The following is a 15,402-nucleotide window of genomic DNA, read 5'->3' on the forward strand; positions in this document are numbered from 1 at the left end:
AAAATTTTGCGCTCTACATTTTTGGAAGCCATGTACAGCACTGATCTATAATTGTAACAATTATTATACTTTTTCAACTTGCATATAGCTCAACTCTAATGGTGTCTTTCTCCCAAAGATCTTAACCATTACTTCTAGCTTACGCTTTTCTTCATTTATCTTTTCAATCGTTCCATCAAACCCATTAAATGGACCGTCAATTACCTTAACAGTCTCACCCATGGTAAATGGAATAGCTATATTAGCATCTGCCTGAAGTGATAACTCATCAACTTTACCCAACATTCTGTTTACTTCAGACGCTCTTAATGGTACAGGATCACCCCCTTTTGTTTCACCTAAAAATCCAATAACATTGGTTATTGATTTGATGATATGAGGAATCTCACCACTAAGATTGGCTTTTATCATAATGTATCCAGGAAAGTAAACACGCTCTTTGTTAATTTTCTTTCCATTACGGATTTGAACCACTTTTTCAGTAGGAACCAATACTTCATCTACAAAATCCTGTAACTCTAATCTTGAAATTTCATTCTCGATATAGTTTTTGATTTTGTTCTCCTGACCACTTACAGCCCTAACAACATACCACTTTTTATTATCGTTACTTTCAGCCATGTGTTGCTTAACTTAAAAGATCAAAATAGATTTCAACTACTCTACTAAAAACTGTATCCACACCCCAAATGGCCAATGAAAAAAGAATTGAAAAAACTGCAACCATAACAGTTAAACGCTGAGCCTCTGTCCAAGGTGTCCAGGTAACATGGTTTCTTAATTCTTCAAATGAATCTTTTACGTATGATATTAATCCTGCCATTTTTTTAAAAATAAATTGAGCTTGAATACTTAGCACGGGTTGAGAGACTCGAACTCCCGACACCTGGTTTTGGAGACCAGTGCTCTACCAACTGAGCTAAACCCGTAAACATAAATCAAGGCACTCCATAAAATGGAGTACCTTAATCTATATTAAATTCTATTGTTTAGTCTAAAATTTCAGTTACCTGACCAGCACCCACTGTACGACCACCTTCACGAATCGCGAAACGTAAACCAACGTTCATTGCGATTGGCTGAATAAGATCAACAGTAATAGTAAGGTTATCACCAGGCATTACCATTTCAACACCATCAGGTAAAGCAATGTTACCAGTTACGTCAGTTGTACGTACGTAGAACTGCGGACGGTAGTTGTTGTGGAATGGTGTGTGACGACCACCTTCTTCTTTCTTAAGGATATAAACCTCAGCTTTGAATTTTTGGTGTGGTGTTACAGAACCAGGCTTAGTAATTACCATACCTCTAGAGATTTGAGTTTTCTCAATACCTCTTAATAAGATACCAGCGTTATCACCAGCTTCACCTCTATCAAGGATCTGACGGAACATTTCAATACCAGTAATAGTAGAAGTTAATTTCTCAGCTCCCATACCAATGATTTCAACAGGATCACCAGTCATGGCAACACCAGTTTCTATACGACCAGTGGCAACAGTACCACGACCAGTAATAGAGAATACATCTTCGATAGGCATTAAGAAAGGCTTATCCATATCTCTTACAGGCTCTTCAATCCAAGAATCAACAGCTTCCATTAGCTCTAATACTGTATCAACCCACTTTTGCTCACCGTTAAGTGCACCTAAAGCAGATCCAGCGATTACAGGTCCGTTATCACCATCGTACTCATAGAAGTTTAATAAATCTCTAACTTCCATGTCTACTAATTCTAATAACTCCTCATCGTCAACCATATCCACTTTGTTTAAGAATACAACGATTCTTGGGATACCTACCTGACGACCTAATAAGATGTGCTCGCGAGTTTGTGGCATTGGACCATCAGTTGCAGCAACAACTAAAATAGCACCATCCATCTGAGCAGCACCAGTTACCATGTTCTTAACGTAATCCGCGTGACCTGGACAGTCAACGTGCGCATAGTGACGGTTAGCAGTTTGATATTCAACGTGAGACGTATTAATTGTAATACCTCTTTCTTTTTCTTCTGGTGCATTATCGATTTGATCGAAATCTTTTGCCTCAGACAATCCTGCGTCAGCTAACACCTTAGTGATAGCAGCAGTTAAGGTAGTTTTACCGTGATCTACGTGTCCAATTGTACCTATATTAAGGTGTGGTTTTGAACGATCGAAAGTTGCCTTTGCCATTTTTAATTTATTTTATCTTATTTAATATTAGTGTTTACATTTATAAGTAGAGCCAATGACGAGATTTGAACTCGTGACCTCTTCCTTACCAAGGAAACGCTCTACCCCTGAGCTACACCGGCGTAAAGTGTTTAACATTTTACCCCTCAATGAAGCGCAAAAACCCTGCCTTCGCAGGAAAATTTGAGCGGGAGACCGGGTTCGAACCGGCGACATTCAGCTTGGAAGGCTGACGCTCTACCAACTGAGCTACTCCCGCAATATTTAATCCAAAAAATTTATGTGGGGAGAGCAGGATTCGAACCTGCGAAGTCGAAAGACAACGGAGTTACAGTCCGTCCCATTTGGCCGCTCTGGAATCTCCCCAATAAACTTTAATATTTTTAAGAACTTAAGAGCCGATAGAGGGACTCGAACCCACGACCTGCTGATTACAAATCAGCTGCTCTAGCCAGCTGAGCTATATCGGCTTTTTCTACCTTTTTAAACTAAAAAATTAGCATAAAAAAGTCCGCTATTTCTAACGGACTGCAAATGTAGTGTTTTATTTTTTTAATCAAAACAATTTCTAGAAATTTTTCCTAGAGATACGATCGGAGTTTTTGTTTTCGTTTTTTTAGTTGGCGCTCCAGACTTGAAGCGGCAATATCAGCTCCTTCTTCAAACGATTTACATTGTTTTTTTACAACGAAACTATCCCCTGGCACTTTTAATCGCGCTTCAAATAATTTATTCTCTTTATCACTGGTATTTTCAACCTTTAAATATACATCAGATTCGATGATCTTATCATAAAACAACTCCAGCTTATCCAGACGCCTCTGAATAAAGTCGAGTAATTTTTTGTCTGCCACAAAATTTACAGATTGTGTGTTTACCTTCATTCGACTTTGTTTTGGTTAGACAGTTATTATTGGTTCCTTGGATGTGACCTGTTGTAGGCCTTTTTTAATTCTGCTATACTATTATGTGTATATACTTGCGTAGCTGCTAAACTAGCATGACCTAGCAATTCTTTTACCGAGTTAATATCAGCCCCCTCATTTAACAAGTGTGTAGCAAACGAATGCCTAAGCACATGAGGGCTGCATTTTAACTTCGATGAAGCTCTACTAAAATACTTATTAATTATTCGGTAAACAAGCATTTCATAAATTTTAGCCCCTTTCTCAGTAATGAAAAGCGCCTCTGAATCAGCAAGTTCTACTCCAGCTCTTAAATCGATATAACTCTTAAGTGTCCCACTTACCGATGGTATTAACGGGATTATACGCTCTTTGTTACGTTTACCAAGAACTTTAATTGTGCTATTTGACCAGTTGATATCTTTAAGCTTTAGATCTACAAGTTCGATCCTCCTAATACCAGTGCTGTAAAACAATTCGACAATAGCTTTATCTCTTATGGAAACAAAATCATACTCCTTAGATAATGCATCTAAAACTTGTATCATCTCAGATTTTGAAAATGGAATTTGAACTGTTTTTTCAACCTTGAGGGCCTTATGCTTTTTCAAAGGATTAACTTTACAGCGTTCAATCTTAATCAAGAATTTGAAATACGAATTAAGACTGGATACTTTTCTGTTAATAGAACGATTACTAATTCCCGAATTCACCATATCAATAATCCAGGATCTGATATCACCATATATAATGGTATCAGGTCTATTAAAAGTATCCTCAGTTATAAATATTTTAAAAGATTCCAGATCTTTCTTATAGGCCTTTACGGTATGAACAGAATAATGCTTTTCTAATTCCAGATAATTTATAAAAGCCTCAAGATCATTCATAGTTCTAAATTACTACTTTATTAGATAAAATAAGAGCAAAAAAAATCCCACCGTTTGGTGGGATTCTATATCTATATTCAAGTCTTATAGATTCTCTTGATCTCTTAATCCTTGGATGTATTGTGCCTTTTGAATCTGAGCTCTTCTCTTTACAGAAGGTTTAGTAAACTGCTTACGAGTCTGTAACTGACGCTTAGTTCCAGTTTTGTCAAACTTTCTCTTGTAACGTTTCAGCGCTCTATCTATATTTTCTCCTTCTTTTATTGGTATTATTAACATAGACCTTAACCTCCCTTCTTTTAAATTTTGCGGTGCAAATATACTAACATATTATAATTCTGCAATCTAAATTCCAATTTTTATGTCGCTGGCTTATACGCCTTTTCATCCAATACCATTTTAGCAATGATTTCACGAAGAATCTCAGAAGTACCTCCACCTATAGGCCCCAACCTACTATCTCTGAGCATTCGAGCCAATGGATACTCTTCCATATAACCATAACCTCCTAAAAATTGAAGACACTGATAGATAACATCATCAGCCATTTTAGTGGATTGTAATTTAGACATGGTTGCTTCTTTAACCACATAATCTCCTTTGTCCAATCGTCCTGCCACATAATAATTAAACTGTTTGCAAATTTCCATTTGTGTTTCACAGTCTGCATAAGTATGTCTTAGGGCCTGAAATTTGTCGATACTGCGACCAAAAGCTGTTCGTTCACTCATGTACTGTTTGGCATATTCCAACGCGAACTCAGCTCGGGCATGTGCATTAACACCCATAATTAAACGTTCTAGAGCCAGATGTTGCATTAGATAAGGAAAGCCTTGATTTTCTTCTCCCATTAATTGTGACGCAGGAACTTCAACATTATCAAAAGCTATTTCACCGGTATCTGAAGCGCGCCAACCCAGCTTATCGAGTTTAGTGGCAGATATACCAGGAGTATCTCTATCCATTATAAAGATGCTTATTCCTTTGTTTCCTAATTCGGGGCTTGTTTTGGCTGCTACGACCAAGTAATCACTATAAACACCATTAGTTATAAATGTTTTAGACCCATTAATAACATAGGTATCCCCTTTTAATTCAGCCGTAGTCCTCATTCCCGCAACATCACTGCCGCCAAATGGTTCTGTAATACATAAACAACCGATTAAATCACCAGAGATACTTTGAGCCAAGTATTTTTCCTTTATTGCTGGACTTCCTTCTTTATTGACATGTGTCATGGCCAAGTAGGCATGTGCCCATATTGCTGCCGCAAATCCACCAGAATTAATGCGCTGTAATTCTTCTAGTAATATGATGGTGTAAAACAGATCTAAATCCAGCCCACCAAATTCTTCTGGATAGGCTAAACCAAAGTAGCCCATATCTCCAAATTTCTTCCAGATAAATCGGTCTATTTCTCCCGTTTTCTCCCATTTCTCAATATGTGGACTCACTTCTTTAGACAGAAAGTCTCTTAGGCTTTCTCTAAACAGATTATGTTCTTCAGTAAAATATAAATGTGACATGATTTGTGGGTAAATTTTCAGAATTGCAAATATAACCGAATCAAATTTATTTTTTTCTCAGGAAAATCTTCAATTTTTGTTAATTCTTCAATTCCCTTAATGCCTTCATGTAAAGTTCTGTACTCAATTATATTAAAGGCAAGCTCGTAGTCTATGTATGGAATTTGAACCAATTGGTCTCTTGATGCACTATTAATATTAAACTTTACCAAATCCCTTGGAGTTTTAACAGTATAGTAATTTAACAACCTAGTAATGGTTGAGTCCTTAAGACCATAAATCTCAGTTAATTCTATATCATCAGCAAAACCGCCATCAAACTTACTTCTGTACTCAATAATGCGTTTGGATAAAGTAGGTCCAATACCATATATACCCTCCAACTGCCTAGCGGTAGCTTTATTTAGATCATACTTGTCTTCATAGGTCTTTGGTATTGAGAACGCATCGTTATTGTATGATTTAGGTCGTTCTTTGGATATCCATTCAGGAAATTTAAAATAGGGGGCAATACTATCCATCCATTCCTTTGATACGTCCGTTATTTTTTGAAACTCTTGCCTGGAATTGATCCATTTGTTCTGTGCCCTAAATGCATGAAGGGCATCAATCTGCTCTAAAGTCATACCAAGTGTATATCCCTTGTAATCTGAAATATAATTTGGATTAAATGGGTAGAGTTTAAATTGGCTTTCTGCTTCTTTTAAAGCAGTTAAGGAATCTACTTCACGTCTCCATTCCTGAAGCTCTGGATTATCAAAATACTGCTTAGCCGACCTATTGTTACGCACAAAAGACCAAAGCTGTAGACCTACTACAATTAGTACCAAAAGAAAAATCCCATTTCGCTGTTTTTTTGAAAAACGGAAATGGGATTTCATACTATTTTAATTTTATTACTCTCTTCTAATCGCCTTAAGATAACGATTTAATTGTTGTTTCACTATCGGGAACAAGAAGAATAAACCTACCATATTCGGGAATATCATTGCAAAGATCATGGCATCTGAGAAAGACCAGATGGATCCCATACTTGCTGCAGCACCAATAACCACAAATACTAAGAATAACATTTTATAGACTAAGTCAGCTGTTTTACCTCTTCCAAACAAGAACTTCCAGGATTGTAGTCCGTAATAGGACCATGAAATCATAGTTGATACTGCAAAAAGTACTACAGCAACCGTTAGGAATATATTAGAATAAGGAATGTATTGTGCAAAGGCTTGGGAGGTAATTCCGGCACCTTCATAGGCAACACCATCAATAAAGACTGACCCTGAGCCGTCGCCACCATATTCAAAGAATCCGCCAAAGTTAAAAATGATAATTACTAAGGCCGTCATGGTACAAATAACCACTGTATCAATAAACGGTTCTAATAAGGCTACTAATCCTTCTGAGGCGGAGTACTTGGTTTTTACAGCTGAGTGTGCTATAGAAGCAGAACCTGCACCAGCCTCATTTGAGAACGCAGCTCTTTGGAATCCGACTAAAAGAACTCCCATGATAGAACCGACACCAAAGGCAGTTGGATTAAATGCCTCTCGTACAATTAAAGCAATCGCATCATCAACGAATGAAAAGTTACTGAAGATAATGTACAAACATGCAATCACATACATTAAGGCCATAAAAGGAACAACCTTCTCAGTTACCGAGGCAATTCGTTTAATACCACCAATGATTATAATTCCAACTAATAAGGCTAGCACAACACCAACAATGGCGCCTGCCGCAGTACTTTCCCAATTAAAAAGTTCTTTGATAACAATTGTAGCTTGATTAGACTGTGCTGCATTTCCACCTCCAAACGATCCACCAATACAGAAAACTGCAAAAATACCTGCTGCAATTTTACCAAAAGTTTTAAACCCTTTGGCCTTTAACCCTTTTGATATATAATACATGGGGCCACCATAAACCGTACCATCTTCTCCTACATCACGAAATTGCACCCCAAGCGTACATTCAACAAATTTGGTAGACATTCCTAACAGTCCACAGATGATCATCCAAAATGTAGCACCAGGCCCACCCAAAGCAATGGCCAGAGCTACCCCGGCAATATTCCCATTACCGACAGTTCCAGAAACTGCGGTTGCCAGAGCCTGGAAATGACTCACCTCACCTTCTTTACTCTCATCTTCAATAGTGCCCTTAATATCACCATCTATAGCTAGTTCAGTATTCCCAGCTACGTGGTGATCAATATCATCATACTTTCCTCTCACCACATTAATTGCCTTCCAGAAATACCTAATATTTGGGAAGCCAAAATAAATAGTGAAGAACAATGCACTTCCTACGAGCAGCACCAATACAAATGGGATATCAGGATCCTCCCAAACAAGGAAAAATATCACATCATTAAAAAAGTCGGAAACTGGAGTAAATGCCTCGTCAATCTTTTGGTCTAAACCGACTTCGCCATCTTGGGCCATTGACAAAAAAGGTATGATTAGCGCTAAAAGTGCTAGAAGATTCTTCTTCATAAGGTAAATGATTAGTTAAATTTTGCTAGATAAAGTGAGCAAGAAAGGAAAAAAAAATGAGTTATTAAAAGATGACAAGTTAAAATGATTTAAAACCTAAATGTCATAAGTAGAATTCAATTTAGCTATCTGCTCTGGTCTTCCCAAAACAATAATTTTTGAGTTGGGAACTAGCTCTGTACCAGCCCCAGGATTAACTAAATACTCTCCACTGGCACTTTTAAATCCAATAACAGTACAGCCCGTCACCTTCCTTAGATCTAATTCTTTAATCGTCTTCACCTTGGCTGAATTATAGAGTTTCTCAACTGCCACCTCCTCTATATTGATATTATCTGCACCTATAATAGAAAGATTGTCAATAAATTCCACCAAATCTGGTACAACCACAAGAGACGCCATATGATCACCACCAATATTATCGGGTAAAATAACATTATTAGCACCCGCTAACTTAAGCTTGTTATACGAAGTCTCTTGAGAGGCCCTGCTTATGATGGTTAATTTTCCATTGATCTGTCGAGCAGATAATACTACAAATAAGTTGTCAGCATCATTTGGGAGTGCAGAAATGAGTGTTTTGGCTCTTTTAATACCAGCTTCAATAAGTATCTCGTCTTCATTCGCATTTCCAAATACAAAGGGTATGTTTTGATCATCCTGAAATCGGTTGATGATCTCTTTATCTTTTTCAATAACAACAAAAGGTTGTTTGTAGGCTAATAATTTTTTAGCTGCTTGTTTTCCGTTTCTACCATATCCGCAAATAATGATATGATTTGACAAGGCTTCAATCTTCTTCTGCATGTTTCGTTGTTTTATGTCCTCGTAATTGTTTTTGCTTAATATATACTCTGTTATGATAGAAATGGCATATCCCACCACCACAATACTCGTCAATATTAAAAATATGGTGAATATTTTTGATTCTGTATCTAAGGGGTTGACTTCAGCAAATCCAACCGTTGTCACAGTGATCACAGTCATATAAAGTGCGTTGATCCAACTATAGTCAGAGATATAGCGATAACCAAGTACCCCTATCAGTAGCAATATTATAAGCATCGTAATTGCTGTGTAGAACTTAGAGCGGAATAAACGTATTAAGGGATTTTTCATTGTTACAGATCAAAAACTGATGATCGCTTGGTGTAAATTATATCTTTTATTCGCATCCAAAATGCTAGAAACAAATACAATGCAAATCCAAAGCCCACAGTTACAAAAGTTAGATACATAAATGTAATTCTAACAACTTTAGCTCTTATACCTAAACGATCTGCAATACGTTGACACACATAATAACCACGTTTCTGGAAATATAAAAGCAACATGTAAAAGCCTTTCAAACCCTGTCAGCATTAAAATTTGAGTCACACAATAATACTCTAAAATGGTGTCTTTTCAAAGGATTAAATGATGGGCAATCGCACAAGACAAACAAGCATTATTATCGCAATACTGCCCTTTTAATTGTAATAAGCCTTGGGATGAAATCGCATTTTCAGGAAGAGGCTTTAATTTCTTAAATCTTGAGGTAACGCTATTTCTCTCAAATGGAATTTCAGCCAATATAGAAAGCACATCGTTGAAATTCAATTGACCAATTGATTTAAAATACAAGAATTTAATTGGGCTAATCGCATTGATAATTAACAAGTTGACAAATTCAGGAGTTAGACGTTTGTTAGAAGCGTTAGAAGCAGTTCCAAAATTGTAATGATTGTCCCAGTAAGAAGATGTAGATACATCGAAAACAGTATAAAAGTCTTCTAGAATTTTACTACTCATTAAAATTGAAAAAAGATTGGATTTCTTGCTTAAGACCTGACTAAACTGAGCAATTCGAATGGTAGGGAAATTTCCTGGTCTCAAGCGTGACCATTTTAAAGGTATCACCCCAGTTCTTAAAATTTTGAATTTATGAGACAAATAATTATACCGTTCTTTCAATTCTAAAAAATAAGTGTCCTTGACATTTTGATCTAACAATCCAAATTGACCAAAAAACAAAGATTCCAGATCTTTGGGGTCACTGCGTGTTTTTTGAATTACAGAAAAATCTATAGAACGCGCACAGCTTTCAAAGGCATCAGCATTAATCTTTAAACCAAAAGAACGAAAGAGACTTATAAATAAAACATGTTCCCAATTGTTCTGATTCTGATTAAGTAATTTATCCAATGAACGCGACTTTTGATCCACTCGCTCAATGTATAGGCGCTCCAGCCAATTTTCCAAAACAAAACTGTCAACTTCCTTAAAATCCTTTTCGCAATTAATCCATGACCTCGAATTCATTAATCCTTTATACTGAGTCAGGAGTTGATTGTCAACATTATTTTTCAACTGAACTGTTTCAATTAAGGCCCCATTATTCCGTTTGACATCCGCGTCATTATCCCATACCACATGGAGAATAACACTATCATACGCCAAATCAAACTGGTGATTGTGTTTAAACCAATCTGATGATTTAACATGAATTTCAATGTTTCCTGCCCAAACTTGATCGCCAATTATAATTTTGGCGTTGAAGAAATCTGGTCCTGAATCATGGTTGTGCTGCCCTGGAGAAAGTATGTTTAGGGACTGACCAGATTCTGTAACCAAATTTAACTGATTAAATCGCTTGTATTTCCAGATGTAATGAAGGAACTCCTCTTGCATAATTCTAAAATTACAAAACCTCTTTAGAATCCTTATATTTAGATAGTAATACATCTTTCTATGTTGTCTTTCTTTCTCAATTCCACAATAAGGTATAGTACTTTATTTGCCTTACTTTTTTCTCTTCCCATCATTGCACAACAAACATTTTTAAACCCCATCTTAAGAGGTAGTCATCCAGACCCATCTATTTGTCGTGTTGATAGCACCTACTACATAGTCAACTCAACATTTGAATATTTTCCAGGACTCCCAATCCACAAGAGTACAGATCTCATCAACTGGGAGCTCATTGGTTACGGTTTGCATAGAAAATCTCAAACTAGTAGAGCGGTGAACTTGAAAGATGTACAATCAGATGGAGGCATTCATGCCCCAACAATACGTTACCACAACGGCCTCTTCTACATCATCACCACGAATGTGTATTATCACGAAGACACTCAAATCACAGATTTCGTCAACTTCATAATTACTGCTGAAAATCCAGCAGGTCCTTGGTCTGATCCTCACGTCATTGACGGTGCACCAGGTATTGATCCAGATATTTTCTTTGATGATGACGAGAGGGTATGGTACGTAGGCACCCACGCACCGGAGAACCCCAATTTTGAGGGAGAAGGTGAAATTTGGCTCCAGGAATTAGATTTAAATTCTTGGCAATTAATAGGTGAGCGTTTCTTTTTATGGCGTGGAGCTTGTGGAGGAGTATGGGCCGAAGGACCGCATATGTATAAATACGATAATCTGTATTATGTAATGATTGCAGAAGGTGGTACAAGTTTTAATCACGCCGTGACTATTGCTATTAGTGAAAAAATTAACGGACCCTACATAAGCAATGAACGCAATCCAATTTTTACTACCCGACACCTTAGTTATGATAACTGGGTTCATAGTACAGGACATGGTGATCTATTTCAAACGCATGATGGTGAATGGTATTTGGTAGCTCTTGGCATCAGAGGGGATGAAAAACGTGCGTCAAACATGGGCAGAGAGTCTTTTCTTGTTCCTGTTGTTTGGGAGCAAGAACCATTCGAATGGAAAGCAAAAAAATATTATTGGCCAGTTATCGCTCCCATTTCAGGCAAGATAGAAAGGAATGAAAACACCCCATTTGTAAATACCAATCAATCCTTGGAGAATGAATTCAAGGATGACTTTAAAAACCCAAAACTTAATCTTGAATGGTGCTTCAGAAGAGTTCCAAACAATAATTGGTATAAACTTGACAGTAATCAAGGTGTATTGAGAATTACTGGATCGCACATTCCAATTGCAAATCGAAAACAGACCTCACTTATGGGATTTCGGCAGAAGGAGTCCGATTTTGAATATCGCAGTAAACTCTCTTTCAATCCTTCTAATGTAGGGTCTAAAGCAGGTATCTCCTTATATCAAAAGGATGACAACTACATCAATTTTTTACTCAGGAAAACTTCAGCTAGTACCCTGACTCTAGTTATAGAAATTGCCTCAGAAGGAAAGGTGGTTGTTCTTAACGCTGAAAATCCAATTACTAACTACCAAGGGATTATTGAATTTAAAGTTATTTCTATGAATGGACAATATGAGTTCTTATACAGACTCAATGATAAGATCGCTTTTAAGAAGTTTCATTCCATGAAAGCCAATATTATTTTGAGTAAAGGTTACACCGGAGCTTATTTAGGTCTGTACTGCCATTCACCCAATATTGATTCCTCTGATTTCATGGAGGTAGATTGGGTTCATGCTGATTGGATGGTTAGAGATTAAACTACTTGCTGTTGCTTTTTACAGTAAAAACTCAACAAATTATGAAGCTCATTAACATTGAAAGGTTTGCTTAGATAGCCGTTCATTTTATAACGTTCGGTCTTATCCTGAATCTCAGATTTCATAAATGCTGTAAGTGCAATAATTGGTATCATAGACTTTGATTCATCATCTAGTTTACGAATGGCTCGTGTGGTTTCATAACCATCGAGAATTGGCATTTGCAAGTCCATAAGGATTAGGTCAAAATCTTCGTCTTTATATACCTTAAGCAACTCCGATCCATTTTTAGCAATCTTATATGTAACGTCCCATTTTTTAAATAGTTTTCTCAACAAAAGCGCATTCAAATTATTATCTTCTGCTACAAGTACTTTCAAATTTATTTTTTCTGTTTTAGCAATGTAGTTTGTGTTAAAAGCCACTTGTTTTGTAGAGGGTTTAAATTCAATATCGAACCAAAATTTAGAACCCTTTCCAATTTCACTCTGTAAATGAAGATTACTATCTTGAATTTTTAACAGTTGTTTACTTATGTAGAGTCCCAAACCAGAACCACCATAAAGCTTAGAAGTATCTTTATTGGCCTGGACAAAGCTCTTAAAAATATCCTTCTGCTTGTCGTAAGAAACGCCTATACCAGTATCCTCAACTTCAAATCTTATGGTTTGGTGACCATCAACATTCTTGAGGCTAATAACATTGAGCGTTACTCCTCCTTTATCAGTAAACTTAAATGCATTACTTAAGAGGTTTTTAATGACCTGACTCAATTTCAAGCTATCCCCACGTAACATAAACGGTATGTCCTTGTCTATCCTGGTATTAAAGAATAGCTTCTTAGAGGAAGCCGACAATTTAAAGTGCAGCTGAATATTCTGAACTAGTTCAGCCATATTAAAATCATCCTCATCCAATGACATTTCTTCTGACTTCAATTTATTTAGGTCTAAAAGATCATTTATCAAGGCTAATAAATGCTCACTTGAATACTTTAATACCTGAAGATTTTCCAATTGCTCTGGTAAAAACTTTTCCATTAACAAGATTTCAGACATTCCTATAACAGCGTTCAATGGTGTCCTGATTTCATGCGACATGGTCGATAGAAATTCATCTTTGGTTTTGTTCGCATTATTCAATTCTATTTCAGTCTCCTTTAACTGAGTAACATCAGTCATAGTACCAATAGTCCCGCTAGGATTCCCATATTCATCATAATTTAAAATAAACCTTAATTGAATCCATGTTTTCTCGCCTGATGGCTTAAAATATTTAAAAATGGTAGTGTAATCTTTATGCTGAGATTTAAAGAATTGGTTAAGTCTTAATTTCTCACGACGATTTATACCAGTGAGTAAGTCTCGATAGTTAGTATTAAGCGCCTTATCAATTGGAATACCAATGAGTTCTTCCCAGGCTTTATTTAGGTACTTGAAGTTACCTTCCAAATCGGTTTTGAAGATTACACCCTCAATGTTATTGACTATAGAGTCTAATTTTGACTCAACATTATGAATCTGCCTTTTTAGAGTCTTATTGGCCTTAAATAACTCATTGGAACTGCGCTCTAAGATATTCTCAACATGAGAAATATCACTGTCAAAGTCCTTGTAGGCAACATTAACAGCTTCAAAAAACTGAGAATACCTCTCAAGTTCTGCGTCTGAAAATTCGGCCTTTTTTATTTGCCGTTTTAAAAGCCTATGTAAGTTTTGATTTTTCATTCTGACAGCGTAGTAATTGTCATTGTTTGATTGTGCAATTCACAAGGTGAGAATTTACCAAATGGTGCAATCTCGCCATATGAGTAAAAACCAGTAATTTTTGGTTTTTCACCTAAAGTCTCTCTTACAACTTCAACTTCTTCCTCAACCAACTGTTTTAACACCAACCTTCTTCCCACACAACTAATTAAAATAGCCAATTCAGCTTGCTGATTGGCAGCTTCCATAGCCTTTATGGCTGAATCTTCCGCACCACCAATTAATCGGTTTACATTTGCTTTCATAAGTCTAACATAGGACCCCTCTGGAATGTTACCAGCAAAGGTTAAACTTTGTGCTTCTTCATCAACGGCTAAAATGGTTCTAACCACAGGCTTATCACTTTCATTAAGCCTCATACTGAGAGGAAAAAGTAATCCAGAGCTTGGAAGATTTTTAGCATTTTCGCCAAGGAATGATTTGTATAATTCAAGAGCAGGTAAACCATCAAGTTCGTAAAGAACATTATTCTCTGAGCGCGTTACTATTCGTTCAATACCGAAACTATCCCAACCACCTTTAGAGCTAAATCCTACCTTTAAAGATTTACCATAAAAACCGAGACCTACAACTACATTATCCGATATCACATTATTATTTATAACAAAAGTTTCCTTAAAGTCAGCACCATCACCTGCCAATCCTCCTGTAATACTTGTCGACTTTAAAATTGACTTCAATCCGTTGACTAATTCTGCACCATTAACATTTAAACCGTCACTAAAAACAAGGACATGTTGTAAATCGTCTTGTTGTAATGCATTGGCCAATTCAATCCCAGCATCTCTACTCGCAGAGGACTCTGATATTTCAACTTCATACAGTTGAGGTGTTACGCGTTCCAATTCTACAATTGTCAACGACACTGTATCATCTACGACCTTAACATCTGAAATTTCTCCAGCTGTTGAGCAACCAGTTATACATGCATTTGGATAGTCTGCATGTAATTGATCTACCAACTGTTGTTTTTTATCAAAATTTGGAGATACAAATAAGATAAATAAATTGGGCTGTATGGTTATATTTTTTAGGGTATCAGACCACGTTGCCCTGTGCAAAGTTAACTGCTCGACTTTCATAAGTAGGTATATTAAAATTGGGCAAACACACTTTATCGATAAAAAATGTATTTCGTCGAAGATATTACAAAAAAAACAATTTCCAAATTTTTTAACAAAAAAAGCGAAGATTTTTTCTTCGCTATTATCT

Annotated in this window: 15 protein-coding genes and 5 tRNA genes; 1 reads left to right on the top strand and 19 read right to left on the bottom strand. The window is 36.5% G+C overall.

What is annotated here, in order from left to right; genetic code table 11:
- Positions 1-63 precede the first annotated feature (63 nt).
- The 17 genes from nusG to DN064_RS05585 form a co-directional block, all read right to left on the bottom strand.
- On the bottom strand, positions 64-621 hold the full coding sequence (gene nusG / locus DN064_RS05505) for a transcription termination/antitermination protein NusG (RefSeq protein WP_115461629.1): 558 nt from the start codon (positions 619-621) through the stop codon (positions 64-66).
- A gap of 7 nt (positions 622-628) precedes the next feature.
- Complete coding sequence (gene secE, locus DN064_RS05510) at positions 629-823, bottom strand: preprotein translocase subunit SecE (protein WP_115461630.1); 195 nt, start codon at positions 821-823, stop codon at positions 629-631.
- A gap of 33 nt (positions 824-856) precedes the next feature.
- Positions 857-929 (bottom strand) — tRNA-Trp (locus DN064_RS05515).
- Positions 930-989: 60 nt separating this feature from the next.
- A complete protein-coding gene (gene tuf / locus DN064_RS05520; protein WP_115461631.1) occupies positions 990-2,177 on the bottom strand; it encodes an elongation factor Tu in 1,188 nt (395 codons plus the stop codon).
- A gap of 50 nt (positions 2,178-2,227) precedes the next feature.
- Positions 2,228-2,299 (bottom strand) — tRNA-Thr (locus DN064_RS05525).
- A 64-nt stretch (positions 2,300-2,363) separates the two neighbouring features.
- Positions 2,364-2,436 (bottom strand) — tRNA-Gly (locus tag DN064_RS05530).
- A gap of 24 nt (positions 2,437-2,460) precedes the next feature.
- Positions 2,461-2,543 (bottom strand) — tRNA-Tyr (locus tag DN064_RS05535).
- Positions 2,544-2,573: 30 nt separating this feature from the next.
- Positions 2,574-2,647: transfer RNA gene (locus tag DN064_RS05540), tRNA-Thr, on the bottom strand.
- A gap of 111 nt (positions 2,648-2,758) precedes the next feature.
- Positions 2,759-3,061, bottom strand: coding sequence for a ribosome hibernation-promoting factor, HPF/YfiA family (hpf, locus tag DN064_RS05545; protein ID WP_115461632.1), 303 nt, complete (start codon positions 3,059-3,061; stop codon positions 2,759-2,761).
- A 26-nt stretch (positions 3,062-3,087) separates the two neighbouring features.
- Positions 3,088-3,972, bottom strand: a complete 885-nt coding sequence (locus DN064_RS05550; protein ID WP_115461633.1) for a tyrosine-type recombinase/integrase — start codon at positions 3,970-3,972, stop codon at positions 3,088-3,090.
- A gap of 84 nt (positions 3,973-4,056) precedes the next feature.
- Positions 4,057-4,251, bottom strand: a complete 195-nt coding sequence (gene rpsU / locus DN064_RS05555) for a 30S ribosomal protein S21 (protein WP_115461634.1) — start codon at positions 4,249-4,251, stop codon at positions 4,057-4,059.
- A gap of 80 nt (positions 4,252-4,331) precedes the next feature.
- Positions 4,332-5,498, bottom strand: coding sequence for an acyl-CoA dehydrogenase family protein (locus DN064_RS05560; protein WP_115461635.1), 1,167 nt, complete (start codon positions 5,496-5,498; stop codon positions 4,332-4,334).
- Positions 5,499-5,515: 17 nt separating this feature from the next.
- Positions 5,516-6,379 (bottom strand): ComEA family DNA-binding protein, encoded by an 864-nt coding sequence (locus DN064_RS05565; RefSeq protein ID WP_115461636.1) that lies wholly within the window; start codon positions 6,377-6,379, stop codon positions 5,516-5,518.
- 15 nt (positions 6,380-6,394) lie between these two features.
- Positions 6,395-7,993, bottom strand: coding sequence for an alanine/glycine:cation symporter family protein (locus DN064_RS05570; protein ID WP_115461637.1), 1,599 nt, complete (start codon positions 7,991-7,993; stop codon positions 6,395-6,397).
- A gap of 96 nt (positions 7,994-8,089) precedes the next feature.
- A complete protein-coding gene (locus DN064_RS05575; protein WP_115461638.1) occupies positions 8,090-9,112 on the bottom strand; it encodes a potassium channel family protein in 1,023 nt (340 codons plus the stop codon).
- Positions 9,113-9,114: 2 nt separating this feature from the next.
- Positions 9,115-9,327 (bottom strand): PspC domain-containing protein, encoded by a 213-nt coding sequence (locus tag DN064_RS05580; RefSeq protein ID WP_232827393.1) that lies wholly within the window; start codon positions 9,325-9,327, stop codon positions 9,115-9,117.
- A 70-nt stretch (positions 9,328-9,397) separates the two neighbouring features.
- Complete coding sequence (locus DN064_RS05585) at positions 9,398-10,663, bottom strand: DUF2851 family protein (protein WP_115461640.1); 1,266 nt, start codon at positions 10,661-10,663, stop codon at positions 9,398-9,400.
- A gap of 60 nt (positions 10,664-10,723) precedes the next feature.
- Here DN064_RS05585 and DN064_RS05590 point away from each other — a divergent pair, with 60 nt between their 5' ends.
- On the top strand, positions 10,724-12,424 hold the full coding sequence (locus tag DN064_RS05590) for a glycoside hydrolase family 43 protein (protein ID WP_115461641.1): 1,701 nt from the start codon (positions 10,724-10,726) through the stop codon (positions 12,422-12,424).
- Here DN064_RS05590 and DN064_RS05595 read toward each other — a convergent pair.
- On the bottom strand, positions 12,421-14,151 hold the full coding sequence (locus tag DN064_RS05595) for a PAS domain-containing hybrid sensor histidine kinase/response regulator (RefSeq protein WP_115461642.1): 1,731 nt from the start codon (positions 14,149-14,151) through the stop codon (positions 12,421-12,423). The genes DN064_RS05590 and DN064_RS05595 overlap by 4 nt on opposite strands.
- Positions 14,148-15,272 (bottom strand): FIST signal transduction protein, encoded by a 1,125-nt coding sequence (locus tag DN064_RS05600; protein WP_115461643.1) that lies wholly within the window; start codon positions 15,270-15,272, stop codon positions 14,148-14,150. Before DN064_RS05600 ends, DN064_RS05595 begins: the two co-directional genes overlap by 4 nt.
- Positions 15,273-15,402: the final 130 nt, after the last annotated feature.

It is taken from the genome of Winogradskyella aurantiaca, from assembly GCF_003362725.1.
Lineage (GTDB): Bacteria > Bacteroidota > Bacteroidia > Flavobacteriales > Flavobacteriaceae > Winogradskyella_A > Winogradskyella_A aurantiaca.